This is a genomic window from Planomonospora sp. ID67723, assembly GCF_015711605.1.
GTDB lineage: Bacteria > Actinomycetota > Actinomycetes > Streptosporangiales > Streptosporangiaceae > Planomonospora_A.
Map to the genome: position 1 here is coordinate 169,225 of NZ_JABTEZ010000002.1, position 26,506 is coordinate 195,730.

Annotated in this window: 26 protein-coding genes; 18 read left to right on the top strand and 8 right to left on the bottom strand. The window is 71.9% G+C overall.

Annotated features, from left to right (window positions below):
* Positions 1–4: 4 nt before the first annotated feature.
* Together HS041_RS13460 and HS041_RS13465 are read right to left on the bottom strand one after the other, a co-directional pair.
* Positions 5–1,111 carry a phenylacetate--CoA ligase family protein gene (locus HS041_RS13460; RefSeq protein WP_307845275.1) on the bottom strand — a complete coding sequence of 369 codons (1,107 nt, stop codon included), beginning with the start codon at positions 1,109–1,111 and terminating at the stop codon, positions 5–7.
* Positions 1,108–2,175, bottom strand: a complete 1,068-nt coding sequence (locus tag HS041_RS13465; protein ID WP_196441025.1) for an LLM class flavin-dependent oxidoreductase — start codon at positions 2,173–2,175, stop codon at positions 1,108–1,110. The genes HS041_RS13460 and HS041_RS13465 overlap by 4 nt, the downstream gene beginning before the upstream one ends.
* Before the next feature lie 235 nt (positions 2,176–2,410).
* Here HS041_RS13465 and HS041_RS13470 point away from each other — a divergent pair, with 235 nt between their 5' ends.
* Positions 2,411–2,869: a hypothetical protein gene (locus tag HS041_RS13470; RefSeq protein ID WP_230879056.1), complete on the top strand. Its 459-nt coding sequence runs from the start codon at positions 2,411–2,413 to the stop codon at positions 2,867–2,869.
* Between the two features lie 30 nt (positions 2,870–2,899).
* On the opposite strand, the gene HS041_RS13475 is transcribed toward HS041_RS13470, so the two are convergent.
* Positions 2,900–3,901: an acyl-CoA dehydrogenase family protein gene (locus tag HS041_RS13475; protein ID WP_307845276.1), complete on the bottom strand. Its 1,002-nt coding sequence runs from the start codon at positions 3,899–3,901 to the stop codon at positions 2,900–2,902.
* 120 nt (positions 3,902–4,021) lie between these two features.
* On the opposite strand from HS041_RS13475, the gene HS041_RS13480 reads away from it, so the two are divergent.
* Both HS041_RS13480 and HS041_RS13485 read left to right on the top strand, forming a co-directional pair.
* Positions 4,022–4,654 (top strand): hypothetical protein, encoded by a 633-nt coding sequence (locus tag HS041_RS13480; RefSeq protein ID WP_196441026.1) that lies wholly within the window; start codon positions 4,022–4,024, stop codon positions 4,652–4,654.
* Between the two features lie 77 nt (positions 4,655–4,731).
* Complete coding sequence (locus HS041_RS13485) at positions 4,732–6,474, top strand: proline--tRNA ligase (RefSeq protein ID WP_196441027.1); 1,743 nt, start codon at positions 4,732–4,734, stop codon at positions 6,472–6,474.
* A gap of 157 nt (positions 6,475–6,631) precedes the next feature.
* Here HS041_RS13485 and HS041_RS13490 read toward each other — a convergent pair whose 3' ends face one another.
* The 4 genes from HS041_RS13490 to HS041_RS13505 form a co-directional block, all read right to left on the bottom strand.
* Complete coding sequence (locus HS041_RS13490) at positions 6,632–6,835, bottom strand: DUF4236 domain-containing protein (protein WP_196441028.1); 204 nt, start codon at positions 6,833–6,835, stop codon at positions 6,632–6,634.
* A gap of 64 nt (positions 6,836–6,899) precedes the next feature.
* Positions 6,900–7,094, bottom strand: coding sequence for a DUF4236 domain-containing protein (locus HS041_RS13495; protein WP_196441029.1), 195 nt, complete (start codon positions 7,092–7,094; stop codon positions 6,900–6,902).
* 123 nt (positions 7,095–7,217) lie between these two features.
* Positions 7,218–7,673, bottom strand: coding sequence for a ferritin-like domain-containing protein (locus tag HS041_RS13500; RefSeq protein ID WP_196441030.1), 456 nt, complete (start codon positions 7,671–7,673; stop codon positions 7,218–7,220).
* A complete protein-coding gene (locus HS041_RS13505) occupies positions 7,670–8,185 on the bottom strand; it encodes a hypothetical protein (protein ID WP_196441031.1) in 516 nt (171 codons plus the stop codon). The genes HS041_RS13500 and HS041_RS13505 overlap by 4 nt, the downstream gene beginning before the upstream one ends.
* Before the next feature lie 152 nt (positions 8,186–8,337).
* Between HS041_RS13505 and rimP the strand changes: the two genes are divergently transcribed.
* The 9 genes from rimP (at position 8,338) to HS041_RS13550 (ending at position 17,408) form a co-directional block, all read left to right on the top strand.
* A complete protein-coding gene (gene rimP / locus HS041_RS13510) occupies positions 8,338–8,859 on the top strand; it encodes a ribosome maturation factor RimP (protein WP_196441032.1) in 522 nt (173 codons plus the stop codon).
* Between the two features lie 11 nt (positions 8,860–8,870).
* Positions 8,871–9,875 carry a transcription termination factor NusA gene (nusA, locus tag HS041_RS13515; protein WP_307845277.1) on the top strand — a complete coding sequence of 335 codons (1,005 nt, stop codon included), beginning with the start codon at positions 8,871–8,873 and terminating at the stop codon, positions 9,873–9,875.
* Entirely contained in the window at positions 9,859–10,161 is a 303-nt protein-coding gene (locus HS041_RS13520) for a YlxR family protein (protein ID WP_196441033.1), read from the top strand. Before nusA ends, HS041_RS13520 begins: the two co-directional genes overlap by 17 nt.
* Before the next feature lie 142 nt (positions 10,162–10,303).
* Positions 10,304–13,429, top strand: a complete 3,126-nt coding sequence (infB, locus tag HS041_RS13525; protein ID WP_196441034.1) for a translation initiation factor IF-2 — start codon at positions 10,304–10,306, stop codon at positions 13,427–13,429.
* A 76-nt stretch (positions 13,430–13,505) separates the two neighbouring features.
* Positions 13,506–13,805 carry a DUF503 domain-containing protein gene (locus tag HS041_RS13530; protein WP_196441035.1) on the top strand — a complete coding sequence of 100 codons (300 nt, stop codon included), beginning with the start codon at positions 13,506–13,508 and terminating at the stop codon, positions 13,803–13,805.
* A gap of 66 nt (positions 13,806–13,871) precedes the next feature.
* Complete coding sequence (gene rbfA, locus HS041_RS13535; RefSeq protein ID WP_196441036.1) at positions 13,872–14,363, top strand: 30S ribosome-binding factor RbfA; 492 nt, start codon at positions 13,872–13,874, stop codon at positions 14,361–14,363.
* The gene (locus HS041_RS13540) at positions 14,360–15,358 is read left to right on the top strand and encodes a DHH family phosphoesterase (protein WP_196441037.1); all 999 of its coding nucleotides are present in this window, start codon (positions 14,360–14,362) and stop codon (positions 15,356–15,358) included. The genes rbfA and HS041_RS13540 overlap by 4 nt, the downstream gene beginning before the upstream one ends.
* A gap of 61 nt (positions 15,359–15,419) precedes the next feature.
* Entirely contained in the window at positions 15,420–16,319 is a 900-nt protein-coding gene (gene truB, locus HS041_RS13545; protein WP_196441038.1) for a tRNA pseudouridine(55) synthase TruB, read from the top strand.
* Positions 16,320–16,454: 135 nt separating this feature from the next.
* A complete protein-coding gene (locus HS041_RS13550) occupies positions 16,455–17,408 on the top strand; it encodes a bifunctional riboflavin kinase/FAD synthetase (protein ID WP_196441039.1) in 954 nt (317 codons plus the stop codon).
* Between the two features lie 9 nt (positions 17,409–17,417).
* On the opposite strand, the gene HS041_RS13555 is transcribed toward HS041_RS13550, so the two are convergent.
* On the bottom strand, positions 17,418–18,035 hold the full coding sequence (locus tag HS041_RS13555; protein ID WP_196441040.1) for a TetR family transcriptional regulator C-terminal domain-containing protein: 618 nt from the start codon (positions 18,033–18,035) through the stop codon (positions 17,418–17,420).
* 122 nt (positions 18,036–18,157) lie between these two features.
* On the opposite strand from HS041_RS13555, the gene HS041_RS13560 reads away from it, so the two are divergent.
* From HS041_RS13560 to dapB, 6 genes are all read left to right on the top strand, one after another.
* Positions 18,158–19,555 (top strand): APC family permease, encoded by a 1,398-nt coding sequence (locus HS041_RS13560; RefSeq protein ID WP_196441041.1) that lies wholly within the window; start codon positions 18,158–18,160, stop codon positions 19,553–19,555.
* Positions 19,552–21,168, top strand: a complete 1,617-nt coding sequence (locus HS041_RS13565; protein ID WP_196441042.1) for an amidohydrolase — start codon at positions 19,552–19,554, stop codon at positions 21,166–21,168. Before HS041_RS13560 ends, HS041_RS13565 begins: the two co-directional genes overlap by 4 nt.
* Before the next feature lie 176 nt (positions 21,169–21,344).
* Positions 21,345–21,614, top strand: coding sequence for a 30S ribosomal protein S15 (rpsO, locus tag HS041_RS13570; RefSeq protein ID WP_196441043.1), 270 nt, complete (start codon positions 21,345–21,347; stop codon positions 21,612–21,614).
* Between the two features lie 317 nt (positions 21,615–21,931).
* The gene (locus HS041_RS13575; RefSeq protein ID WP_196441044.1) at positions 21,932–24,283 is read left to right on the top strand and encodes a polyribonucleotide nucleotidyltransferase; all 2,352 of its coding nucleotides are present in this window, start codon (positions 21,932–21,934) and stop codon (positions 24,281–24,283) included.
* A complete protein-coding gene (locus HS041_RS13580; RefSeq protein WP_196442477.1) occupies positions 24,283–25,596 on the top strand; it encodes a M16 family metallopeptidase in 1,314 nt (437 codons plus the stop codon). Before HS041_RS13575 ends, HS041_RS13580 begins: the two co-directional genes overlap by 1 nt.
* A gap of 115 nt (positions 25,597–25,711) precedes the next feature.
* On the top strand, positions 25,712–26,449 hold the full coding sequence (gene dapB, locus HS041_RS13585; protein WP_196441045.1) for a 4-hydroxy-tetrahydrodipicolinate reductase: 738 nt from the start codon (positions 25,712–25,714) through the stop codon (positions 26,447–26,449).
* The last annotated feature ends 57 nt before the right edge of the window (positions 26,450–26,506 follow it).

Here is a 26,506-nt window from a genome sequence, read left to right on the forward strand (position 1 = left end):
CGGCTCAGGGAGCGACGGCCGTGCGGTCCGCGCCCAGGTGGTGGCCGCGGGCGTCGCGCACCGTGCCCGTCGCGGCGACCGCGGTGCCGGACTCCGCCGCCCCCGCGACCTCCTGCGAGACCTCGACGGCGATCGTGATCGGCGTGAGCGCCTTGAGCGACTGCTGGATGCGGGACTTCCACATGGGATTCCTGACGAGGCTTTCCCGGTTGAACGTCACCGTCAAGACCGCGGAGTCGAGCGTGCCCTGCCGCGATATGCCGAGCTCCCAGCCGGACACCCCGTCGACTCTGCCGAGCGCCCTGCGGATGCGGGGCAGCGAGAGCCAGACGCCGCGCACCAGCACGTGGTCGCCGACCGTGTGCTCGGGCGCGGGGACCGCCTCGCCCGGGGCCACCCGGGCGACCTGCCCGGTCCGCAGCACGGTCTCGCCGTCGACGACCACCAGCTCCGCCAGGCCCTCCGAGTACGGCGGGGCCAGCAGCTCGTCCTTCTCCAGCGAGGCCAGCCGGACCGCCCCGGGGCCGGAAAGGGTGAGCGGCTCCGTCTCCGAGGACCTCCAGCCCAGCGGTGCCGCGGTGAACGGGGAGCTGTAGACCTCGGTGACCCGCGACTCGAACTCGGAGGCCAGGTGCGCCATGGTCCGCCGGGAGGCGATCTCACCGGTGAGGACGATGTTCCGCAGGCCGAGATCGAGCGGGTCGAGCAGGAACTCCAGGTGCAGCCGGGCGAGCAGGTCCATCGCCCCGGTCGGCGTGGTCACCAGGGTCGTCGCCCCCAGGGACTCCAGCGCGCGGTGCAGCCGGAGCCGCCCCCGGGGGCCGACCGAGGCCGCCGCCCGGCCCACCTGCGCCGCGGCGTGCGCCCACTGCGGGCCGGCCAGCTCGCCGTCCCCGGACAGGGCCACCACGACCCGGTCCGCCGGTCCCACTCCCGCGGCCTCCAGCGCCGCGGTGAAGGCCCCGGCCGCCCCGGCGGGGTCGCCCGGCACGATGCTGTCGCCGTCGGGGGAGACCAGCAGGAGCCCGGTCGCGCTCCGGCCCGCCGCGGCCAGGTCGCCGCGCGTCTTCCACGTCATCGGGGCCGCCGTCGGGCCCGCCGGAGTCGTCACTTCATCACCTCGGTCATGAACAGCCGCATCGACTCGCAGACGTCCTCGTGGGGCAGGCCGCCCACCTGCGCCTGGAGGATGAGGTCGGTGGCCCCGGCCTCGGCGATCCTGGCCGCGGCCTTGCGGGAGCCCTCCACGTCGTCGACCACGACCATGTGGTGCTCGCGGAGCGTGGCCATGGCCTCCTCCGGGGGCATCCCGGCGGCGAACTGGCCGAGGACCTTGTGGGTGGCGTGCCGGGCGTCGTAGTAGTCGGGCGGGGTGACCAGGTTGACCTGCCGCCTGATGTACCACAGGACGGGGTCGGAGGCGGTCTCGATCGCCTCTTCGCGGGTGCGCCCGACGAACCAGGGGATCATCAGCGCGATCCGGCGCGTCGCGGGGTCGAAGCCGTTGTCGGCCAGGCACGCCTTGTATCGGGCGATGTCCTCGGCGACGTCGTCGAGGCCCTTGAGCATCGTCATGCCGAGCAGGTTGTAGCCGTGCCTGGCCGCGGCGAGATAGCCCTCGAGCGAGGTGGAGGCCACCCACACCGGCGGGTGCGGGACCTGCGCGGGGCGGGGGTAGACCGCGACGTCGGGGATCTCGAAGAACTCGTTGGACCGGCTGACCGGCTCGCCGTCGGCGTTCCAGATCGCCAGGGTCGCCTCCAGGGAGTCCTCCCAGATCTGACGCGACTTCTCGAACGGCTTCTGGAACGCCTGGTACTCCAGCGGGGACGCGCCCCGGCCGGTGCCGAACTCCACCCTGCCGCCGGAGATGACGTCGAGGGTCGCGACCCGCTCCGCCGTGCGGATGGGGGACTGGAAGGGCAGCAGGACCACGCCGAGGCCCAGATGGATCCGTTCGGTCAGCTGGGAGGCGGCCGCCAGCACCAGGTCGGGGGCCGACGAGTGGGAGAAGCCCCGGGTGAAGTGGTGCTCGACGAACCACGCGGTGTCGAAGCCCAGCCGGTCGCCCAGGACCACCTGGTCGATCACGTTCCGGAACGCGCGCTGTTCGACCTCGCGGGAACGCCCGCGGACCTCCAGTTCGTATCCCAGGCTGATCCGTAGGGACGTCATCCACGCCTCCGTTGTGTCACGTCGTTCCCCGGTCGCGGCTCGCTATTTAACCAAGCGCTCGCTTGGCGAGATTACCAGCCTGGTGGGAAGGCAACAAGCCGACCCCGCTCTTCCGGCGGCGAAACCGGCACTCCGCCGAACAAGCCGGTTCCCCGGTGCGGGTTCTCGTGAGGTAGCGGCGAAGAAGCGGCAAAGAGGGGGCGCGCGGCACGCGGGAGGTGGCACGCTCCCAGTCATGAGGGGACTGCGTGGATGGCGCTCCACAAGCGCGCCCAAAGAGATCCAGCCGACCGGCGCGCGCCGCTACGAGGCGTTCGGCCGGGTGATGGCCGCGCTCGCCTGCGACGCCGAACTGATGGAGGCCTGCCGTGACCTGACGTGGTGGCGGGGGACGGACCACAGCTGGTACGTCGAGTGGCGTGAAGGCCTCTACGCCGCCGAGGTGGCCGCCGACCTGGCCGGACGCGTGGACGATCCGGACCTCCCCGGGGCCCTGGTCACCCCCGTCGGGCCGGCCACCTCCGGATCCGCCACCCTCGACGTGATGGGCGTGTGCTTCGTCCTGCGCGCCGTCGACCCCCTCGGCCGCGCCCGCCTGAACGCCCGTCCGGGCGCGTGGCGGCTGGCCGACGCCCTCGACACCACCCGCCGCACGTCCTCCCGCCACCCCTGGGAGGAGCTCCTCGGCGGCTGAGTCCCGAAGACGCCGGGACTCTGAGGGCGGTCAGAGTCCGGCGGCGGCCGCCAGGCGGGCCCGGTGGGCGTGCGGCGGGCCGAAGAGCTGGGCGTCGGCGGTGGCGCGCTTGAAGTAGCGGTGGGCGGAGTGCTCCCACGTGACGCCGGTGCCGCCGTGGATCTGGATGTTCTCCCCCGCGGCGGCCAGGTAGGCCTCGGTGCAGTACGAACCGGCGACCGCGGCGGCGACGGCGAGGTCCCCGGGGCGGGCGCGGGCGGCGGCGCGCGCGGCGGAGCGGGCGGACTCGACCAGCAGGAGCAGGTCGGCGAGCTTGTGCTTGACGGCCTGGAAGGAGCCGATGGGGCGGTCGAACTGCCGGCGCTCCCGGGCGTGGGCCACGGCCGTCTCCAGGCAGCGGGCGGCGCCGCCCGTCTGTTCGGCGGCGAGGCCGGTGACGCCCAGGTCCCGGACGCGGCGCCAGGCCGTGCCGTCGCCGGCGGGGCGGACCGGGACGGCGTCGAAAACGAGCGCGGCGAGCGGGCGGGCGGGGTCGAGGGTCGTGCGCGGCGCGCGGGACGAGGGGACGGCCTCGACCAGTTCGCCGCCGGTGAAGACCAGCACCACCTCGCCGTCGAGCGCGTAGGGGGCGGTGCCGGACAGGCGGCCTCCGGCCAGGGACAGCTCGGCGTCGCCGGGGAACACGACGGTGGCGGTGCGGGAGCCGTCCGCGATGCCGGGCAGCAGGCGGGCCATCGCCTCCGGGTCGCCGCCTGCCCTGATCGCCTCGACGGCCAGCACGGCGGTGGACAGGTAGGGGTAGGGGCTGAGCGCGCGGCCGAGCTCCTCGCAGACGACGGCCGTCTCCGCCGCGCCGCACCCCGCTCCGCCGTACTCCTCGGGCACGGCCAGGCCGGCCACGCCGAGTTCGGCGGCGAAGCGGGCCCATGGGGCGCCGGGCCTGCCGGCGAGGAAGGAGCGGACCGCGTCGCGGAGCCCTTCCTGCTCCTCGGTGAGGCTCATGGTGTCATGGTCCAGATCGGCGGGGTTCACGGCCACAGCATAAAACAAGCGCTCGCTTGCTTAATATAGCTTGACCGTTTTTGTCGATATTTGCAGGTCAGATATGCTCCATATAGCCACAGTAGGACGCAGATCGGGGGGTCAGCGGCTTTGGTTGGACATAACGACACGCTCGACTTCCTCGCGGGGGATCGCAAGGAACGGGCGATCCTGCGCCACATGGTGCTCTCGCTGATCGCCGGGCTGGCGCTCGGCGCGCTGGGAGAGGCCCTCTCACGCAGCCCGGGTCCGCTGCACGGCGCCTACGATCCCTACGCCTACATCCTGATGGCCGCGGTCGTGGGACGCAGCGCCGCCGGGCTCGGCTGGGCGGTGCTCTCCGGGGCGCTGGCCGCCCTCGGGCCGGTCCTGTCCATGCTGGGGGCGACGTTCTTCCTGCCGAGAGAGCACATCCTCTACGTGAACTTCGACGGCATGATGCTGAACATCATGCTCCTGGTCCTGACCTCCATCGCGACCATGGCCCACCTCACCAAGTACGGCGGTCTGCGGGGCGACGTCGCGGCGGGGCTGCTGGCCGGGATCGTGGCGATCGAGGGCGTCGAGGCGGTACGGCAGACGGGAGCCGGGAGCGGCGCGCCGTGGTCCTGGGGCGCTCCTCTGGTGATCGTCATCCTCGCGATGGTGGTCCTCTCCCTGCGGGAGGGCACCGGACGGATCCGCGCGGCCCTGGTGGGACTGATCATGGGCACGGCGTACCTCGTGTTCTCCGGGGGCGTATAACGGCAGGCGGCCGGGTCGCCCGAGTCGATACCCTGTAGGGCGACAATCCCTGTAACCCTTGCCACCTAGGAGTAGCCGTGCTGCTGCGCATGTCGTCGTTGTTTCTCCGGACGCTGAGGGACGACCCGGCAGACGCGGAAGTCCCGAGCCACAAGCTGCTCGTCCGCGCCGGCTACGTCCGCCGGGTCGCACCCGGCGTCTACTCCTGGCTGCCGCTCGGCAAGATGGTCCTGGAGAACGTCGCACGCATCGTGCGCGAGGAGATGGACCGGATGGGCGGTCAGGAGGTGCTCTTCCCCGCCCTCCTGCCCCGGGAGTACTACGAGGCCACCGGCCGCTGGACGGAGTACGGCGACACGCTCTTCCGCCTCAAGGACCGCAAGGGCGCCGACTACCTCCTCGGTCCCACCCACGAGGAGATGTTCACCGACATGGTCAAGGGGGAGTACGCCTCCTACAAGGACTACCCGGTGACGCTCTACCAGATCCAGACGAAGTACCGCGACGAGGCCCGTCCCCGGGCGGGCATCCTGCGCGGGCGCGAGTTCGTCATGAAGGACTCCTACTCCTTCGACCTGGACGACGACGGCCTCAAGCGCTCCTACGAGCAGCACCGTGAGACCTACATCCGGACCTTCGACCGGCTCGGGATCACCTACAAGATCTGCTTCGCCACCTCCGGGGCGATGGGCGGCTCGGCGTCGGAGGAGTTCCTCGCCCCCGCCGAGACCGGCGAGGACACCTTCGTGGCCTGCCACCACTGCGGCTACGCGGCCAACGCCGAGGCGGTCACCACACCCGCCCCGGCCGCGGTCACCGGAGACCGCCCCGCCCTGCGGGTCCTGGACACCCCCGGCACCCCGACCATCGAGTCGCTGGTCAACCACGTCAACGAGCACCACGGCCTGGACATCACCGCCGCCGACACGCTCAAGAACGTCGTGATCAAGGTCGCCACGCCCGGCTCGGACAAGACCGAGGTCCTGGTCGTCGGCGTGCCCGGCGACCGGGAGGTCGACTTCAAGCGGCTGGAGGCCTCGCTGGCGCCCGGCGAGCCCGCCATCTTCGAGGCCGAGGACTTCGCCAGGCACCCCGGCCTGGTCCGTGGTTACATCGGCCCGCAGGTGCTCAAGGGGCTCGGCATCCGCTACCTCGTCGATCCCCGGGTCGTCGAGGGCAGCGCCTGGGTGACCGGCGCCAACGAGCCCGGCAAGCACGCCGTCGGCGTGGTCGCCGGGCGCGACTTCGTCGCCGACGGCACCATCGAGGCCGCCGAGGTCCGCGCCGGCGACGACTGCCCGGCCTGCGGCTCGCCCCTGTCGATCGACCGGGGCATCGAGATCGGCCACATCTTCCAGCTCGGCCGCAAGTACGCCGACGCTGCCAAGCTCGACGCCCTCGGACCCGACGGAAAGCCGGTCCGCATCACCATGGGCTCGTACGGCATCGGCGTCTCGCGCGCGGTGGCGGTGCTGGTCGAGCAGAGGCACGACGAGCTCGGCCTGGTCTGGCCCCGGGAGGTCGCCCCCGCCGACGTGCACATCGTGGGCACCGGCAAGGAGAACCAGATCGAGGTCGCCGTCCGGCTCGCCGAGGAACTGCGGGCCCGCGGCCTGCGCGTCCTGGTGGACGACCGCGCCGGGGTCTCGCCCGGTGTGAAGTTCAAAGACGCAGAGCTGCTCGGCATGCCGACCATCGTGGTCATCGGCCGGGGCCTCGCCCAGGGCGTCGCCGAGCTGCGCGACCGGGCCACCGGCGTCAAGGAGGAGATCCCGATCGCCGAGGCCGCCGACCGCGTCGAGGCCGCCTGCCGCGCCTGACCGCCACGGGCCTTCGCCCGGCCCGCTGAGTGATCGATGAGCGGCCCGCCGTCCAGCGGGCCGCTCATCGGCGTGCCCGGCAGGCGCGGAGACGCCTCTCCCCGAGCCGTGGCGCTCCCCGCGCGACAGCGCCGCCCGGCGGGGCGGCCGCGCGAGGTCAGTGGCGGTAGCGGCGGGAACGCTTGCCGACGGCCTTGCTCACGTGGAGGCCGCCGGGCAGGTACAGGGTCACGTACATGCGGCCGTCCGGGCCCCTGGAGACGTGGAACCGCCGATTGCCGAAGCTCTGCCCGACCCCGTGCCGGGAGAGGTTGAGCCGGAACGGGCCCAGCTTGATCGACTTCCTGTAGCTCCAGCCCATGACATCCCCCCGGGGTCTCATCCGTCACCCGGGAGAACGGCCGGCGTCCGCCGATGGTTCCGGCTCACCGCCGGGAGCCGCTGCCCAGGGTCTTGCGCCAGTGGAGGCCCCCGGGGAGATTGACGCTCAGCGTCCGTCGGCCGTCGGCCGTCTTCGTCACCCGGAAGGCGCGGTTGCCCCAGCTGTGGCCGACCCCGCCCCGGGAGAGGTTGAGCCGGAACGGGCCCAGCTTGATCGACTTCCTGTATCCCCAGCCCATTTGGTACTCCCTTGATGGATTCAGGACGTTCAGCTACCCCTCAGCGGCGATGCAAACGCCGGTCAGGGCGCCGGGCGGACGCCGAAGAGGCGGGCCGGTCAGGACGAGGGCGTCGGTGTCCGGTCAGGACGAGGGCGTCGGTGCCGGCGTGCCCGTCCCGGGCGCGAGGGGCGAGGGCATGCCGGGGAAGGCCTCGATCTCCGGGCGCAGGCCGTACGAGCGGGTGACGCACTCCTGCATGGCCAGCGCGGCCATGCGGCGCAGGTCCGCGTCGTCGGAGGCGGCCAGCTCCAGGTAGGCCGCGGTGACGCCCCGCTCGACGAGCACCGCCAGCTCCACGGCCTGCGCCGCGGTGGACGGGGTGATCGGGAGCGCGTAGGCGGCGCGGGGCTCGGAGGGGGTGCCGCCACGGGCGGTGATCAGGGTGCGGAGCCGGTCGCGGCGGGCGCGGTGGGCGTTGAAGGCGCTCGTCGCGGTGGTCCTCAGCCTTCCCGTGGTCCGGGCGGCGATGACCCCGTAGGCGTAGACGGCGGCGTGCTCGGCGGCCAGGGCCGCGCCGAGCCCCTGGTCGGACCTCACAGGGCCCTCGACAACGCCAGCGCGTGGGCGGCCTCGCAGGCGCCGATGGACGCGATCAGCTGGGCCAGGGCGGGAGAGGCCCCCGTGAGCTGCCGGGAGCGGAGCGCCGCCGCCTTCCGTTCGAGATCGCGCAGGGTCCGCAGGGAGACCTTCGGCTCGGGAGACGGGGACGCGGCACCCGGCGAGGCCGGGGCCGAGGGGGTCGCGGACGGCTCGGGAGGCAGGCGCCGGCGGAGCTCGGCGAGGTGGGCCTCGTGCCGCTGCCGGAAGGGGACGAGCCTGCTCGACGTCGCCGACGCGTAGAGCGCGACCGTCCGCTCCTTCTCCTCCACGAGCTGCCTGAGCAGCACGGTCTCCGGATCGGGAGGCTCGGCCGCCGGGGGCTCGGGCTCCCCGGCGGCACACCCCGCGGTCACCGCGGCGGCCACTCCGAGGGCACCGCCCCCCAGCAGGGCCCGCCGGGAGAGGGAGCGCACGGACGACCTCCGGTCCAGGGTGGGCTGCTGATGCATCTAGCATCGTACGGGCTCAGAATGACAGTCATCGCGCTTCTCGGGCGGCCTCGCCACACCGAGTGGCGCTCTTTCCACGCCCTGGTGTGGATAGGCTGGTGAACCGCATGGGCGAGGTACGCCCGCGCGGATCGTGACAATGGGAGGTCGGCATGGGCAGCGTCACACCCCGCGACCGCCTGATGAAGCTTCTGGAACCCGTTGTCGCAGCCGAAGGGCTCGACCTGGAGGACGTCACGGTCACCCCGGCGGGCAAGCGGAGGCTGCTGCGCGTCATCGTCGACCGTGACGGCGGCGTGAGCCTGGACGACGTCGCCGAGGTCAGCCTCGCCGTCTCCGCCGCGCTGGACGCGGGTGACGTGATGGGTTCCGCACCCTACGTGCTGGAGGTCTCCTCTCCCGGGGTGGACCGCCCGCTCACCGAGCCGCGCCATTGGCGGCGTGCGGTGAAGCGGCTGGTCAAGGCCGACCTGCGGGACGGCACCTCAGTGGAGGGCCGGATCGTCGCCACCGACGAGACCGGCGTGGAGCTCGACGTCGAGGGCGTGTCGCGCCGTGTCGACTATCAGGACCTGGCCCGAGGACGGGTGCAGGTGGAATTCCGCCGGCTCGATGAGACCGACGACGCCGGCGACGACGCCGGCGACGACGGCGACGACGGCGACGAGGGCTAAGGGGGAGCCTCGTGGACATCGACATGAGCGTCCTGCGCAGCCTGGAGCGGGAGAAGGACATCTCCTTCGACCTGGTCGTCAAGGCGATCGAGGACGCGCTGCTGATCGCATATTTCCGGACCGAGGGCGCGGCGGCCAAGGCGCGCGCCGAGCTTGACCGGAGCACCGGGCACGTGACCATCTACGCGGCCGAGCTCGGTGAGGGCGGGGAGGTGCTCAGGGAGTTCGACGACACGCCGGGCAACTTCAGCCGCATCGCCGCGACCACGGCCAAGCAGGTCATCCTGCAGCAGCTCAGGGACGCCGAGGACGAGATCAACTTCGGCGAGTTCGCCAGCCGTGAGGGCGAGCTCGTGGCCGGGGTCATCCAGCAGGGCAAGGACCCCCGGGTCGTCCTGGTGGACCTGGGCAAGATCGAGGCCGTGCTCCCGCACAACGAGCAGGTACCCGGCGAGGAGTACATCCACGGAGAGCGGATCCGCTGCTACGTGGTCCAGGTCAAGAAGGGGCACAAGGGCCCGTCGGTGACCCTGTCCCGGACCCACCCCGGCCTGGTGAAGAAGCTTTTCGCCCTGGAGGTGCCGGAGATCGGCGACGGCACGGTCGAGATCGCCGCCGTCGCCCGCGAGGCCGGCCACCGGACCAAGATCGCGGTTCGGTCCCGCCGCCCGGGGGTCAACGCCAAGGGCGCCTGCATCGGCCCGATGGGCTCGCGGGTGCGCAACGTGATGACCGAGCTGCACGGTGAGAAGATCGACATCATCGACTGGTCGGAGGACCCGGCGGAGTTCGTGGGCAACGCCCTGTCGCCCGCCCGTGTCTCCAGCGTCGAGGTGATCGACGCCGGCGGCAGGGCCGCGCGCGTGGTGGTGCCGGACTACCAGCTCTCCCTCGCCATCGGCAAGGAGGGCCAGAACGCCCGGCTGGCCGCTCGGCTCACCGGCTGGCGCATCGACATCCGCTCCGACGCCCAGACGGGGGACGCGGCCGGTTCCGCAGATGCGTCTACACGGTAAGCTGGAATATGGTGGCCAGGCCGCCCCACTGAGAACATGTGTGGGTTGCCGGGTTCGCACGGTTTCCTCCGAGCTGCTCCGCCTGGTGGTGGTCGAGGACGTCATAGTCCCTGACCTGCGACGACGGCTCCCGGGGCGCGGTGCTTCGCTGCATCCGACCCTGAGCTGTCTCGAGCTCGCCGAGCGCCGTCGAGCGTTCCCGCGCGCGTTTCGCGTCGCGGGGCCGCTCGATCCGTCGCGAGTGCGGGATCACCTGGAAGGGCTGCGAGTTGAAAGGATCGGGTGAAATGGTTGCCAACTGTCATGTAGGACGCCGAGTCGATGGGCTGGTCAGATAGCTATGAGCGCCTGATGAGCATGCGGCGATGAGTACGTTCACGTAACGACGGTCCGGCGGCACTGCCTCCCGGGCCGAGTAAGGGAGTGCAGTGGCGAAGGTCCGGGTATACGAGCTCGCCAAGGAGTTCGGTGTGGAGAGCAAGGTCGTCATGGCCAAGCTCCAGGAGATGGGCGAGTTCGTGCGTTCGGCGTCCTCGACTATCGAAGCACCGGTAGTCCGCAGGCTCACGGAAGCTTTGGGCGGGCCCACCAAGGGCTCGTCAGACAAGGGCGGAAACAGGACGCCCAGGCCGCCTCAGGCGGCACCCCGGCCGGCTGACAGCCAGGCCGGCAGCGGCGCTCCGGCGTCCGCAGCCCCACGCCCGGGGCCGGCTCCCAAGCCGGGTCCGCGGCCCAGTCCGGCTCCGCGTCCCGCGGCCCCCGCGCCGCAGGTCCCGCAGCCCCCGCAGGTCCAGCAGCAGCCTCCGGCGCAGCCGCAGCCGTCTCCGGTGCAGCCGCCGCGCTTCGAGGCTCCCCGCACCGAGACGCCGCGTCCGGCCGGCCCCGGTCCCAAGCCGGGTCCGCGGCCGAGCCCGCGTCCGGCCGCGGGCGGGCGTCCCGAGGCGGCGCGTCCCGAGGGCCGTCCCTCCGGCGGTCCCGGCGGAGCGCCTTCGGCCCCGCGCCCCGGCGCCGGTGCCGGTGCCGGTGCCGGTGGGGCGAAGCCCGGTCCGCGTCCGGGCCCGCGTGGCCCGCGTCCGGGCAACAACCCGTTCTCCTCGAACGCCAGCGGCATGGGCCAGGCCCGTCCGCCGCGTCCGGGCGGCCCCAGCGGTCCCGGCGACCGCGGCCCGCGTCCGGGTCCCCGCGAGGACCGCGGTCCGCGCGAGGACCGCGCTCCTCGTGACGGCGCCGCCCCGCGTCCCGGCGGCCCGCGTCCCGGCCCGCCCGGTGCGGCCGGTCCGCGTCCGGGTCCCGGCGCAGGCGGTCCGCGTCCCGGTGGCGGCGGCGGTGTCGCCGGCCCGCGTCCCGGCGGCCCGCGTCCCAGCCCGATGATGATGCCCCAGGGCCGTCCCGCCGGTCCCGGCGGCGGCGGTGCCGGTCGTCCCGGCGGCGGCGGCGGTCGTCCCGGCGGCGGTGCCGGTCGTCCCGGCGGCGGTGCCGGTCGTCCCGGCGGCGGCGGGTTCGCCGGCCGTCCCGGCGGCGGCGGCGGTGCCGGTCGTCCCGGAACCGGAACCGGTGGTCCCGGTGGTGGCGGCGGCGGGTTCGCCGGCCGTCCCGGCGGCGGCGGTGGCCGTGGCCGCGGCGGCGGTACGGCGGGCGCCTTCGGCCGTCCGGGCGGACGCCCCGCCCGCGGTCGCAAGTCCAAGCGCCAGAGGCGCCAGGAGTTCGACAACATGCAGGCCCCGGCGATCGGCGGCGTGCAGGCTCCCCGCGGCGGCGGTCAGACGATCCGCCTGTCGCGCGGCGCCTCCCTGGCGGACTTCGCCGACAAGATCGGCGCCAACCCCGCGTCGCTGGTGCAGATCATGTTGCACCTCGGCGAGATGGTGACCGCCACGCAGTCGGTCAACGAGGAGACGCTGCAGCTTCTCGCCGCCGAGCTGGACTACAACCTGCTGGTGGTCAGCCCGGAGGAGGAGGACCGCGAGCTGCTCGAGTCCTTCGACATCGAGTTCGGCGAGGACGAGGGCGACGACGCCGACCTGGCCGCGCGCCCGCCGGTCGTCACCGTCATGGGTCACGTCGACCACGGTAAGACCAAGCTGCTCGACGCCATCCGCAAGACCAACGTGGTGGCGCGCGAGGCCGGTGGCATCACCCAGCACATCGGTGCCTACCAGATCGCCACCGAGCACGAGGGCGAGCAGCGGCGGATCACCTTCATCGACACCCCGGGTCACGAGGCGTTCACCGCCATGCGTGCCCGTGGTGCCAAGGTCACCGACATCGCCATCCTGGTGGTCGCGGCCGACGACGGTGTGAAGCCGCAGACCATCGAGGCGCTGAACCACGCGCAGGCGGCGGACGTGCCGATCGTGGTCGCGGTCAACAAGGTCGACAAGGAGGGCGCCGACCCGAACAAGGTCCGGGCCCAGCTCACCGAGTACGGCCTCGTCGCCGAGGAATACGGCGGCACGACGATGTTCGTCGACATCTCCGCCAAGAACGGCATCGGCATCGAGGGCCTGCTCGAGGCGGTCCTGCTCACCGCGGACGCCGAGCTCGACCTGCGGGCGAACCCGACGATGGACGCCCAGGGCGTCGCCATCGAGGCTCACCTCGACAAGGGCCGCGGCCCGGTCGCGACCGTGCTGGTCCAGCGCGGCACGCTCCGCGTCGGCGACTCGATCGTCTGTGGCGAGGCCTTCGGCCGCGTCCGGGCGATGCTGGACGACAACGGCGAGTCGATCGACGAGGCCGACCCGTCGCGTCCGGTGCAGGTCCTCGGTCTGACCGCGGTGCCCGGCGCCGGTGACAACTTCATCGTCGTCACCGACGACCGGATGGCGCGCCAGATCGCCCAGCAGCGTGCGGCCCGCAAGCGCATCGCGGACATGGCCAGGTCCGGCCGGCGCCGCACCCTCGAAGAGCTCTTCAGTGAGATGGAGAAGGGCCAGGTCGACGAGCTCAAGCTCATCATCAAGGGTGACGTCTCCGGTTCGGTCGAGGCTCTGGAGGACGCGCTGCTCAAGATCGATGTCGGCGAGGAGGTGCGCCTGCGGGTGCTCCACCGCGCGGTCGGCGCGATCACCGAGTACGACGTCAACCTGGCGGTGGCCGACGACAACGCCGTCATCATCGGCTTCAACGTGCGTCCCGAGGTCCGGGCGCGCGACCTGGCCGAGCGCGAGGGCGTCGACATCCGCTACTACTCGGTCATCTACCAGGCGATCGAGGAGATCGAGGCGGCCCTCAAGGGCATGCTCAAGCCCGAGTTCGAAGAGGTCCAGATGGGCACCGCCGAAGTCCGCGAGGTCTTCAAGGTGCCGAAGATCGGCAACATCGCCGGTGCGCTGGTCCGTTCGGGCACGATCGTCCGCAACAGCAAGGCGCGGATCATCCGTGGCGGTGTCGTGATCTCCGACAACCTCACCGTGTCGTCGCTGCGTCGCTTCAAGGACGACGCGACCGAGGTCCGCGAGGGCTACGAGTGCGGTATCGGTGTCGGCTACAGCGACATCAAGATCGACGACGTCATCGAGACGTTCGAGATGCGGGAGAAGCCGCGCGTCTGATGCCTGCCCCCCGTCCCGCCCCGGTGCGCACCCCGCACCGGGGCGGGACGGGAAAGGCACGCGTGGTGAACCGACCATGTATGTAGGTGCCCTGACACTGGACATCCTGCTCGGCGACGTTCACTCGCTGAAGCAGAAGCGCTCCGTGGTGCGTCCCATCATCGCCGAGGTGCAGCGGCGGTTCCCCGGTGTGGCGGTCGCCGAGACCGGCCACCTGAATCTGCACCGCCGTACCGAGATCGGGATCGCGGTCGTCTCCGCCACCGCCGCCAACTGCAGCGGTGTGATGGACGACTGCGAGCGCCTGATCGCCGGCCGCCCGGAGATCGAGCTGCTGTCGGCCAGGCAGCGGCTCTACAACGAGGACGAAGACTAGTTACGGATGGCCGGACGCGGAGGCCGCACTCCGCGTCCGGCCGCCGGTGAGAAGGGGGAAGCGAAGATGGACGCCGCACGCGCCAGCAAGATCGCTGACCGTATCCAGCAGATCGTGGCCGAGCTGCTGAAGCGCCGGATCAAGGACCCGAGGCTGGGCTTCGTGACCGTGACGGACGCGCGGATCACCCCGGACCTCAGCGAGGCCACGGTGTTCTACACCGTGTTCGGCTCCGAGGTCGAGCGGGCCGACTCCGCCGCAGCGCTGGAGAGCGCCAAGGGGCTCATCCGCTCCGAGGTGGGCCGCCAGACCGGCCTGCGCCACACCCCGACACTGACGTTCACCCACGACCCGCTCCCGGACAGCGCCCGCCATCTCCACGATCTGCTCGCCGAGGCCAGGGCCCGGGACGCCGAGATCGCCAAGAAGGCGGAGAACGCCCAGTACGCCGGTGACGCCGATCCGTACCGCAAGCCCGACGAGGCCGAGGACGAGGACGACGAATCCACTGAAAACGCGGACGAGGCGCCGGGCCGCGCGGGACACTCGGCACTGTGACGCCTGAGCTGCGCGACGGCGGTCCGGTGCCGGACCTGGACTGGGACCGGGCCGTCGAACTGATCTCGTCCGCCGACGAGATCGCCCTGGCCTGTCACGTCTCCCCGGACGGCGACGCGCTCGGCTCGATGCTGGCGGCCGGGAGGGCGCTGCGCGCGGCGGGCAAGCGCGTGGCGGCGTCCTTCGGCGACCGCAGGTTCGAGGTCCCCCGGCTGCTGCGCTTCCTGCCGGGGCAGGACCTCCTGGTCGAGCCTTCGGACTATCCGCCCGCGCCCGAGCTGATGATCACTTTCGATGCGGCCGTCGCCGACCGCCTCGGGGTGCTGGCGGTCAACGCGGGCAAGGCCCGTGAGCTGATCGTGGTGGACCACCATCCGTCCAACCCCGGCTTCGGCACACTCAACCTGGTCGATCCCGGCGCGCCCTCCACCACCGCGCTCGTCGAGGAACTGCTGGGCAGGCTCGCTCTGCCGATCGACGAGGCGGTCGCCACCTGCCTCTACACCGGCCTGGTGACCGACACGGGTTCCTTCCGGCACGCCTCGACCACCCCCGCGGCGCACCTCATGGCCGCCCGGCTGGTGGCCGCCGGCGTGGACCCGGAGCAGACCTCGCGCCGGCTCTGGGACAGCGCCCCGTTCGGCTACCTGCGCATCCTCGGCGCCGTTCTCGGCCGGGTCTCCCTGGAGCCTGGCGTGGGCGGCGGCCTGGTCTGGACGTTCGTCACCCGCGACGACCGGGCCGCGCACGGCCTGCCGTACGACGCGGTCGAGGGGATCATCGACGTGATCAGGCGTACCGACGAGGCGGACGTGGCCGTGGTCCTCAAGGAGGACGACGACGGCGCCTGGCAGGTCTCCACCCGGTCCAGGGGAGGGACCGACGTCGCGCGGCTCTGCGCGGAGCTGGGCGGCGGCGGGCACGCCAGGGCCGCGGGCTTCACCTCCCGGCTGCCCGTCGAGGAGACGATGGCGCGCCTGCGCACGCTGCTGTAAGAACCCCCTGCGGTCCGCCGGCCACGGCCGGAGCCCGCGGCCGCATGCTCAAGGAGATTCGATGGGTACGGCTCGCGCCAAGCGAACCCCGCCGCCGAGCGGGCTGATCATCGTGGACAAGCCCGCGGAGTGGACCTCGCACGACGTCGTGGGCAAGCTCCGCGGCATCGCGGGCACCCGCAGGGTGGGCCACGCCGGGACCCTGGACCCGATGGCCACCGGCGTGCTGGTGGTCGGCGTGGAGAAGGCGACCCGCCTGCTGGGGCACCTCGCGCTCACCGAGAAGGGCTACGACGCCACGATCAGGCTCGGCCGGTCCACCAACACCGACGACGCCGAGGGCGAGATCATCGCGACCGCGTCGGCGGCCGAGGTGGCCGAAGAGGCCGTCCGTGCCGGGGTCGCGGCGCTGACCGGACGGATCATGCAGATCCCGCCGCAGGTGAGCGCCATCAAGGTGAACGGCGAGCGGGCCTACAAGCGGGCCAGGGCGGGGGAGGAGGTCGAGCTCCAGGCGCGTCCGGTGACGGTCTCCGGCTTCGAGATCACGGCGATCCGCCGGGAGGGCGACCTGCTCGACGTCGACGCCTCGGTGACCTGCTCCAGCGGGACCTACATCCGGGCGCTCGCCCGCGACCTCGGCGCGGCCCTGGGCACCGGCGGGCATCTGACCTTCCTGCGCCGCACCCGGGTCGGCCCCTACGACCTGTCGATGGCGCGCACGATCGAGGAGCTCGGCCGGGAGTGCGCGATCCTGCCCATGGCCGAGGCCGTGGCGGCGGCCTTCCCGCGCCGGGACGTGACCGCCGAGGAGGCGAGCGCGGTGGCCCACGGCGGGCGGCTGCCCGCCATGGGCCTGGGCAAGGGCCCGATCGGGGTGTTCGCCCCGGACGGCACGCTGGTGGCGCTGGTCGAGGAGCACGGCAGGGTCGCCAAGTCCCTGGCGGTCTTCGCCGGTTGACCCGGGGGATCCGCTCCCGGGCTGGCCAGGGGCGTACGGCGACTTCGCCGCCGGGCAACGGCCTCCCCGATTGGGGGAAGAGGCGGGGAGCATGGCAGGCTTTAGGGGTCATCCGTCACGAAGGAAGAGGCTGCGGTGCGAGGCTGGCACGGATTGCAGGACGTGCCCGAGGACTGGGGCAGGTCCGTCATCACGATCGGCGTCTTCGACGGCGTCCACACCGGTCACCAGCAGATGGTGGCCCGTGCTGTCGCGATGGCCGGCCGGCTCGGGCTTCCCTCGGTGGTCGTGACGTTCGATCCCCACCCGGACGAGGTGGTCCGGCCGGGCACGCATCCGCCCAGGCTGACGACGGCCAGGCACCGCACCGAGCTGCTGGCCGCCCTCGGGGTGGACGCGGTCTGCGTGCTCCCGTTCACGCTGGAGTTCTCCCGGATGAGCCCGGACGAGTTCGTGCAGACCGTCCTGGTCGACCGGCTGCACGCGGCCGGAGTCGTGGTGGGGGAGAACTTCCGCTTCGGTCACAAGGCCTCCGGCGACGTCGAGACGCTGCGGACCCTGGGAGAGAAGTACGACTTCGAGGCCGAGGGCGTGCCCCTGGTGAGCAACGGGGAGGCCATCTCCTCCACCCTGATCCGCGAACGGCTCGCCGGAGGGGACATCGAGGCCGTCACCGCCGCGCTGGGCCGCCCGCACCGGGTGGAGGGCGTGGTGGTCCGCGGCTACCAGCGCGGGCGCCAGCTCGGCTTCCCGACCGCCAACGTCGAGTCGCCGGAGTACACCGCGATCCCCGCCGACGGGGTCTACGCCGGCTGGCTCCAGTGCATCCCGACCGGGAACCTGCCCGCGGTCTACGCGGGCGAGCGCTGGCCGGCCGCGATCTCCGTGGGCACCAACCCGACCTTCGAGGGCGTGCCCCGCACCGTCGAGGCCTACGCGCTCGACCGCGACGACCTGGACCTGTACGGCGCGCACGTGGCGGTCGAGTTCGGCCACCGGCTCCGCGGCAACACGAAGTTCGACTCGATCGAGGCGCTGGTCGAGCAGATGAACGCCGACGTCGCCGAGGCCCGCCGCCTCACCTCCTGACCCGGCCGGTCAGCCCGGCCGGCCGAGGGCCTGGCGGGCGTAGTCCATCGCGTGGGCGAGCGAGCCCTCACGGGTCACCCCGGGCACGCCGATCACGATCTGGGTGCTGAACCCGTCCAGCATCGCGCGCAGCCGTACCGAGAAACCGGGCAGGTCGGCGGGGGCGAACTCGCCGCCGCGTGCGCCCTGCTCCAGCAGGGCGACCAGGTCGCGGTGCCAGGCCAGGTCGAGCTCCGCCTGGGTGTCGCGCAGCTCGGGCGCCGCGAGCGTGCGGCCCCACACGTGGACCCAGAGCAGCCAGCGGGGGTCGGCGGCTCCCTCCGGCAGGTACAGCTCCACGAAGGCGGGCAGCCGGTCCATCGCGCTCCCGCCGGCCGCCAGCAGCGCCGCGCGGCCCGGGACGTGCTTCTCCTCGCTCCAGCGCAGCGTTTCCAGCAGGATGCGGTCCTTGCTGCCGAAGTAGTAGAGGACGTGACCGCCGCTGGTGCCCACCCGGCGCGCGAGCTCGGCCATCGTCATCTCGGCCGGGCCGTACTCGGCGATCGCCTCCATCGCGGCTTCCAGAACCTGCTCGCGCGGGCGCTCCAGCCGCCGCCGGACCGTGCCGCGCGCCTGACCGCGTGCCATGTCGCCTCGTTCCGGTAACGGGTCGTTAAGGACTCTTGACGCTGAACTCTACGACAGTGCATTTTGAATGACATTCAAAATTTTGAATGACATTCAAAATGATCGTCGTGTGAGGAGCTCCCGTGCTCGACCAATCGGCTCTCACGCCGCAAGCGGCTCCGTCCCTGCCCCGCGTGCTCGGCCTGTTCGGCGCGGTCATGCTGACCCTGTCGTGCATCACCCCCACCTCGTCGCTGTTCATCATCGTCCCGGAGGTGCTGGCGGGGCAGGGGAGCGGTGCGGTGCTCGCGCTGGTCGCGGGCCTGCTGGTGTCGATCGGCATCGCGTGCTGCTACGCCGAGCTGGGCACGCTCGCACCGAGCTCCGGCGGAGAGTACGCCATGGTGACCACGCTGCTCGGCCGGTTCTCCGGATGGATCACCTTCGGCCTCTCGGCCTCCCTGCTGGTCGTCATCCCGCCGATCATCGCGCTGGGCACCGCCGACTACCTGGCGAACCTGTTCACCGTGGACCGCGCCCTCGCCGGGGCGGTCGTCATGCTGCTGGCCACGCTGTTCGCCGTACTCGACGTCCGCTCCAACGCCTTCATCACCGGTCTCTTCCTGGCCGTCGAGATCATCGCCGCCGCCGTGGTCGCCGGCTTCGGGTTCCTCAACTCCCAGCGCGACGTGTCGGTGCTCATCTCCCCGGTGGTGCCCGACGGCCAGGGCGGGCTCTCGGCCTTCTCCCTGGGGATCCTGATGGCCGGGCTGACGGTCACCATGTTCTCCTTCAACGGCTTCGGCTCGGCCGTCTACCTCACCGAGGAGATCAAGGATCCGCGCCGCAACGTCCCGCGCACCGTCTTCTGGGCGCTCGGCCTGGCCGCGGTGATCATCATCGTGCCCACGGCCGGCGCGGTGCTCGGCGTCGGCTCGCTCGACGACCTGGTCAACGGGACCTTCCCGGACTACGTGGAGTCCTGGACCAGCCCCGGCGTCGCCACCGTGATCAACCTGGGCATCGCGATCGCGATCCTCAACGCGGTCCTGGTCATGGCGCTGCAGAACGGCCGCGTCATCTTCGCCTCCGGCCGCGACCGCGCCTGGCCCGAGCCGGTCAACCGGGCCCTCACCAGGCTCCACCCCACGTGGGGCTCGCCCTGGGTGAGCACCCTGGCCGTCGGCCTGCCCGGCGCGCTGATGGCGGCGCTGTTCGACATCGAGGGCCTGCTCGGCGTCACCTCGGTCATCCTGACACTGGTCTCCCTGGTCATCGCGGTCGCCGCTCTGCGCGCCCGCGCCGGCGGTTACCGCAGGGCCGCCGCCTGGCGGATGCCGCTCTGGCCGGCCGTCCCGGTCGCGGTGATCGCCGCCCTGCTCTACGCCCTGGCCGAGCAGGAGCTGAAGGACCTGGCCGTCGCCGGCGCCATCGTCGCGATCTGCGCCGCGTACTACCTCCTGTACCTGCGGCCCCGCGCCGCCAGCCGCTGGGTCGTGGAGACCCCCGAGGAGACGGACTTCCAGGAGGGCGCGCCGTGAACGACCTGGTCGTGCGCAACGCCCGGATCCACACCGTGGACCGGGCGCTTCCCCGGGCGCAGGCGCTGGCCGTACGGGACGGGCGGATCACCTGGGTCGGCGACGACGCCTCCCGCCCGCCGGCCGCCGAGGTGATCGACGCGGGCGGCCGGCTGGTCCTGCCCGGCTTCGTGGACGCCCACAACCATGTACGGCTCGGCTCGGACTCCGCGTGCGTCCAGCTCGCCGGAGCGGACTCACCGGCGGAGATCGGGCGGCGGATCGCCGCGTGGCGGACGGCCAACCCGGACGCCCGCTGGATCGAGTGCGAGGGCTTCGAGTACTCCGCGATCCCCGGCGGCAGGATGCCCCGCGCCGCCGATCTGGACCCCCTCACCGAGGGGCTGCCCGCCTTCGTGCTCGGCTACGACGTGCACACCATGTGGGTGAACACGGCCGCCATGCGCGAGCTGGGCATCGACCGCGACCACACCGACCTGCCGTACGGTGTGGCCGAGACCGACGGGACGGGCGAGCCGACCGGGTTCGTCACCGAGTTCGCGGTGCGCGGCCTGTCGCGGGACGGGCAGCGCGCCCTGGCGGAGCTGGGAGTGCCGTGGGCGAGCGCCGGGCGGCAGTATCCCCGGCTGCTGGCCAGCCTCGACATGGCCATCCGGCTCGGCATCACCACGATCGTCGAGCCGCAGAACTCCCTGGACGACCTTGCGCTGTTCGAGCGCGCCAGGGCCGAGGGGCGGCTCCGGTCGCGGGTGATCGCCGCGCTGTTCCACCCCCGGGGAACCGGCGACGCCGAGCTGGCGGACTTCGCGGCGGCGGCACGCGGCGGGGACGAGTGGCTGCGGGCCGGGCCGCTCAAGCTCTACATCGACGACGTGGTGGAGCCGCACACGGCGGCGCTGCTGGAGCCGTACTGCGGGCACGCGCACCGGGGGGAGACCTTCTACCCTCCGGAGGAGTTCGCCGAGCTGCTGGCCAAGCTGGACGCGGCCGGCTTCCAGGCGTTCGTGCACGCCACCGGGGACCGGGGCATCCGAACCGTGCTGGACGCCGTCCAGCACGCCCGGGAGCTGAACGGCCCCCGCGACGCCCGCCACCAGGTCGTCCACGTCGAGTGCCTCGACCCGGCGGACGTGCCGCGCTTCGCCGAGCTGGGCGTCGTCGCCTGCATGCAGCCCCGGCACTGCTCTCCCGACATCGCCGGGCCCGGCCACGACTGGGCCGAGGCCGTGGGGCCGGGCCGGTGGGCGAAGGCGTGGCCGATGCGGTCGCTGCACGAGGCGGGAGCCGTGCTGGCCTTCTCGAGCGACTGGAACGTGGCCGAGATGGACCCCATGATCGGCCTGTACACCGCCGTCACCCGGCGCGGCCTGGCGGGCGGTCCCGCCTGGGTGCCGGAGGAGACCGTCGACCTGGAGACCGCCGTCCGGGCCTACACCCTGGGCTCGGCCTACGCCAACTTCTGCGACCACGACCGCGGTTCCCTGACCGCGGGCAAACTCGCCGACCTGGTGATCCTCTCCGAGGACCTCTTCGAGATCCCCGCCGAGCGCATCCCCGAGGTCCGGGCCGAGACCGTGATCGTGGGCGGCCGGATCGCCCACGCGGAAGCGTGATCCGGCCGATCGCGGGGTGTGCGGGGAGGTGGAGGCCGATGGTAGTCTGGCATGTCAGCTCTGTAACCGGTGGTGTTCACGCCCCCGGCCGCTGATCCCGCCACGGCGACTGTAGGCACGCACGGTCGTTCGGGCTTCTTCCAATCACGTGTGCCCGTAGACGTTCAAGGAGAGATGTGTCGCTCGACAGCGCCGCAAAGAAGCAGATCATCGGTGAGTACGCCAAGAGCGAGACCGACACCGGTTCGCCCGAGGTGCAGATCGCGCTGCTCAGCAAGCGCATCAGTGAGCTCACCGAGCACATGAAGCGCAACAAGCACGACTTCCACAGCCAGCGCGGTCTGCTGCTGCTGGTCGGCCGTCGCCGCCGCCTGCTCAAGTACCTGCAGAGCAAGGACATCCAGCGTTACCGTTCGCTTATCGAGCGGCTCGGCCTGCGCCGCTAGCATGACGGGGGAGTGGCGTTCGCGCCGCTCCCCCATCTCATGGGGCCGCTTCCGGCGCGTCGCGCCCCCTTCAGCCCCGTCCCATGAGCAAACTGAATAGCCGAGACAGTGCCCCGCGTCCGCAAGCAAACGCGCCCCACGGCGTCGGAGGGCCGGTCCTCGGTAGTGGCCCCCGGTCGGCACGGCTAGAGCCGTGTTCGGACCGGGCGCTTCGATCGAAGACCGGCGCTGCACCTACGGGGAAGCGGCGAGAAGACGACCCAGTCACGACACGCGTGCCTGGACGGACGCGGGCGACCGACACAAGGAGGTCCCCCGTGGAGGGTGTCCACAGCAGCGAAGCCGTCATCGACAACGGCTCTTTCGGCACGCGCACCATCCGGTTCGAGACCGGGCGGTTCGCGCGCCAGGCGGCGGGTTCCGCCGTCGTTCACCTGGACGACGAGACGATGGTCCTGTCCGCGACCACCGCGTCCAAGAACCCCAAGGACAACCTCGACTTCTTCCCCCTGACGGTGGACGTCGAGGAGCGCATGTACGCCGCGGGCCGCATCCCCGGCTCGTTCTTCCGGCGTGAGGGCCGTCCCTCCGAGGACGCCATCCTCACCTGCCGCCTGATCGACCGGCCGCTGCGCCCGTCGTTCGTCAAGGGCCTGCGCAACGAGATCCAGGTCGTCGCCACGATCATGGCGCTCCACCCCGACCACCTCTACGACGTGGTCGCGATCAACGCCGCCTCCCTGTCGACGCAGCTCGCCGGGCTGCCCTTCTCGGGCCCGATCGGCGGCGTGCGCGTCGCGCTGATCGAGGGCCAGTGGATCGGCTTCCCGACCCACACGGAGCTGGAGAGCGCCACCTTCGACATGGTCGTGGCCGGCCGCGTGCTGGAGGACGGCGACGTCGCGATCATGATGGTCGAGGCCGAGTCCACCCGCGACACGCTCAAGCTCATCGCCGACGGCGCCGTCGCGCCGACCGAGGAGACCGTGGCGCAGGGCCTGGAGGCCGCCAAGCCGTTCATCAAGGTGCTGTGCGAGGCGCAGTCCAAGGTGGCCAAGGTCGCCGCCAAGGAGACCCGCGAGTACCCCCTCTTCCTCGACTACCAGGACGACGTCCTGGAGGCCGTGACCGGCGCGGTCAAGAGCGAGCTGGCCGCCGCGCTGACCATCGCGGGCAAGCAGGAGCGCGAGGCCGAGCTCGACCGGGTGAAGACGCTGGCCGCCGAGAAGGTCGCCGCCGACTTCGAGGGCCGCGAGAAGGAGATCGGGGCCGCCTTCCGGTCGCTGACCAAGAAGCTCATGCGCGAGCGGGTCATCTCCGAGGGCGTGCGCATCGACGGCCGCGGCGTGAAGGACATCCGCCAGCTCAACGCCGAGGTCCACGTCGTGCCCCGGGTGCACGGCTCGGCCCTGTTCGAGCGCGGGGAGACCCAGATCCTGGGCGTCACCACGCTGAACATGCTCCGCATGGAGCAGATGATCGACACGCTCAACCCCGAGCGCACCAAGCGTTACATGCACAACTACAACTTCCCGCCCTACTCCACCGGCGAGACCGGCCGCGTGGGCTCGCCCAAGCGCCGCGAGATCGGCCACGGCGCGCTCGCCGAGCGGGCGCTCATCCCGGTCCTGCCGGCCCGCGAGGAGTTCCCCTACGCGATCCGCCAGGTGTCGGAGGCGCTCGGCTCCAACGGCTCCACCTCCATGGGCTCGGTCTGCGCCAGCACGATGTCCCTGCTGGACGCGGGCGTCCCGCTGAAGGGCATCGTCGCGGGCATCGCGATGGGCCTCATCAACGAGGGCGACCAGTACGTCACGCTGACCGACATCCTCGGGGCTGAGGACGCCATGGGCGACATGGACTTCAAGGTCGCCGGTACCAAGGAGATCATCACCGCCCTGCAGCTCGACACCAAGCTCGACGGCATCCCCGCCTCGATCCTGGCCGCCGCGCTGAAGCAGGCCAAGGGCGCCCGCCTGGCCATCATCGACGTGATGCAGGAGGCCATCGACTCCCCGGCGGAGATGAACGTGACGGCCCCGCGCATCATCACGATCAAGGTCCCGGTCGACAAGATCGGCGAGGTCATCGGCCCGAAGGGCAAGATGATCAACCAGATCCAGGACGACACCGGCGCCGAGATCACGATCGAGGACGACGGAACCATCTACATCGGCGCGACCGACGGCCCGTCCGCCGAGGCGGCCCGGTCGGCGATCAACGCCATCGCCAACCCGCACATGCCGGAGGTCGGCGAGCGCTACCTGGGCACGGTCGTCAAGATCGCCGCTTTCGGCGCGTTCATCTCCCTCATGCCGGGCAAGGACGGCCTGCTGCACGTCTCCCAGATCCGCAAGCTGCACGGCGGCAAGCGCATCGAGAACGTCGAGGACGTCATGAACGTCGGCGAGAAGATCCAGGTGGAGATCGCCGAGATCGACTCGCGCGGCAAGCTCTCCCTGGTCCCCGTCGAGGTCGTCGAGAAGGAGGCCGAGACGCAGGGCGAGGCCGGCACCCCCGAGTCGGGAGAGTCGGACGCCGCTCCCGCGGCCGCCGGCGCCTCCGCCGCGCCGGCCGAGGAGAGGCCGCGCGAGGAGCAGCCCCGCCGCACCCGTACGCGCACCCGCAGCAGCGGTGGCGGCCGCGGGGGAGAAGACCGCAACTCGTGATCACCACCACTCTGCACCCCGGCTCCGGTGGAGCCGGGGTCGTGCAGCGCACCGTCCTCCCCGGTGGGCTCCGGGTGGTGACCGAGTCCATGCCGACCGTGCGTTCCGTCGCGGTCGGCATGTGGGTCGGCATCGGATCGAGGGACGAGTCCTCCGAGCACATGGGGGCCTCCCACTTCCTTGAGCACCTGCTGTTCAAGGGCACGCCCACGCGGGACGCACTGGAGATCTCCGCGGCGATCGAGGGCATCGGCGGTGAGATCAACGCCTTCACCGCCAAGGAGTACACCTGCTACTACGCGCGGGTCCTCGACGAGGACCTGCGGGTGGCGATCGACGTCCTCGCCGACGTGGTGACCTCCTCGCTCATCACCCCCGACGACGTCGAGGCCGAGCGCGGCGTGATCCTCGAGGAGATCGCCATGCACGACGACGACCCGTCGGACGTGGTGCACGAGCAGTTCTCCGCCGAGCTGTACGGCGACACGCCCATCGGCAGGCCGATCCTCGGCACGGTCGAGTCGATCAACGCGATCGACCGCGACCGGATCGCGGAGTACTACCGGCGCCACTACCTGCCCACGCACACCGTGGTCTCGGTGGCGGGCAACGTCACCCACGAGCAGGTGGTGGAGCTGGTCGCCGCGGCCTACGAGCGGGCGGGGGCGCTGGGCGGGGACGCCTCGCCGATCCCCCCGCGCGTCTCCGGCGAGGGCGTCCCGGAGACGCGCTCCGGCATCCGGGTGGTGCACCGTCCGACCGAGCAGGCCAACCTGGTCCTCGGCACGACGGGCATCACCCGCACCGACGAGCGCCGCTTCGCCCTCGGCGTGCTCAACGCGGCGCTCGGCGGCGGCATGTCGTCGCGCCTGTTCCAGGAGATCAGGGAGAAGCGCGGCCTGGCCTACTCGACGTACAGCTACACCTCGCAGTACGCCGACACCGGTCAGTTCGGCGTCTACGCCGGCTGCCTGCCCTCAAAGATCGACGATGTGCTGAAGATCTGCCGCGAGGAGATCGCGCGCGTGGTCGCCGACGGGATCACCGAGGAGGAGATCGTCCGCGGCAAGGGCCAGATGCGCGGCGGCCTCGTGCTCGGCCTGGAGGACACCGGCTCCCGGATGTCCCGGATCGGCAAGGGCGAGCTCGTCTACGACGAGCTGCTCTCGGTCGACGAGGTGCTGGCGAGGATCGACGCGGTGACCCCGGAGGAGATCGCGGAGGTCGCCCAGGACGTCTTCACCCGCCCGATGACCCTCGCGGTCATCGGGCCCTACGAGGACAAGGACTTCAGTCCGTTCCTGTCCGCCTAGCGGTCCTTCGCCCGCCCTGCGGCCCCCGGCGCTCCGTGCGGCGGGGGCCGCACCGGTCTCCGGGCCGGGAGGGTGCCGGGATCGCCGCAGAAGCGGACGGTATAGCCTTGGACCCGTGATCAGGGTTGGGGTTCTCGGCGCCCGCGGGCGCGTCGGTATCGAAGTGTGCAAGGCCGTCGAGGCGGCGGACGACCTGGAGCTGGTCGCGGCCGTCGACAGGGACGACCCGATCGAGGGGCTGCGGGGCGCCGAGGTGGTGGTCGACTTCACCCACCCCGGCGTGGTCATGGACAACATGCGCTGGTGCATCGAGAACGGCGTCCACCCGGTGGTCGGCACCACCGGCTTCGACGCGGACCGGCTGGCCACGGTGCGCGGCTGGCTGGACGCCAACCCGGGCGTCAACGCCCTGATCGCGCCCAACTTCGGCATCGCCGCCGTGCTGATGATGCACTTCGCCCAGCAGGCCGCCCGCTACTTCGACTCTGTCGAGATCGTCGAGCTGCACCACCCGAACAAGGCGGACGCGCCTTCCGGCACCGCCCGCCGTACGGCCGAGCTGGTCGCCGAGGCGCGGCGCAAGGCCGGGATGGCGCCGATGCCCGACGCGACCAGCACGGAACTGGACGGCGCGCGCGGCGCGGACGTGGACGGGGTGCACGTGCACGCCATACGTCTGGCCGGGCTGATCGCGCACCAGGAGGTGATCCTGGGCGGCGACGGGGAGATCCTCACCCTCCGCCACGACACCATGAACCGCGCGTCGTTCACGCCGGGCGTGCTGCTGGGCGTGCGCCGGGTCCGCGAGATTCCGGGCCTGACCGTGGGCCTGGAGCACCTGCTCGACCTCTGAGCCGCCGGCGCCGGGTCCGGCGACCGGAACTCCGATCACGGGACCGCCCGTTCTTCC

Bases quoted from the DNA above. Each gene is read 5' to 3' on its own strand.
- HS041_RS13470 (WP_230879056.1), top strand. From the start codon at position 2,411: ATGAGGGGACTGCGTGGATGGCGCTCCACAAGCGCGCCCAAAGAGATC.
- rbfA (WP_196441036.1), top strand. From the start codon at position 13,872: ATGGACGCCGCACGCGCCAGCAAGATCGCTGACCGTATCCAGCAGATC.
- truB (WP_196441038.1), top strand. From the start codon at position 15,420: ATGGGTACGGCTCGCGCCAAGCGAACCCCGCCGCCGAGCGGGCTGATC.
- HS041_RS13520 (WP_196441033.1), top strand. From the start codon at position 9,859: ATGCGTCTACACGGTAAGCTGGAATATGGTGGCCAGGCCGCCCCACTG.
- HS041_RS13490 (WP_196441028.1), bottom strand. From the start codon at position 6,835: ATGGGCTGGAGCTACAGGAAGTCGATCAAGCTGGGCCCGTTCCGGCTC.
- rimP (WP_196441032.1), top strand. From the start codon at position 8,338: ATGGGCAGCGTCACACCCCGCGACCGCCTGATGAAGCTTCTGGAACCC.
- HS041_RS13555 (WP_196441040.1), bottom strand. From the start codon at position 18,035: ATGGCACGCGGTCAGGCGCGCGGCACGGTCCGGCGGCGGCTGGAGCGC.
- HS041_RS13495 (WP_196441029.1), bottom strand. From the start codon at position 7,094: ATGGGCTGGGGATACAGGAAGTCGATCAAGCTGGGCCCGTTCCGGCTC.
- HS041_RS13505 (WP_196441031.1), bottom strand. From the start codon at position 8,185: ATGCATCAGCAGCCCACCCTGGACCGGAGGTCGTCCGTGCGCTCCCTC.
- HS041_RS13465 (WP_196441025.1), bottom strand. From the start codon at position 2,175: ATGACGTCCCTACGGATCAGCCTGGGATACGAACTGGAGGTCCGCGGG.
- HS041_RS13530 (WP_196441035.1), top strand. From the start codon at position 13,506: ATGTATGTAGGTGCCCTGACACTGGACATCCTGCTCGGCGACGTTCAC.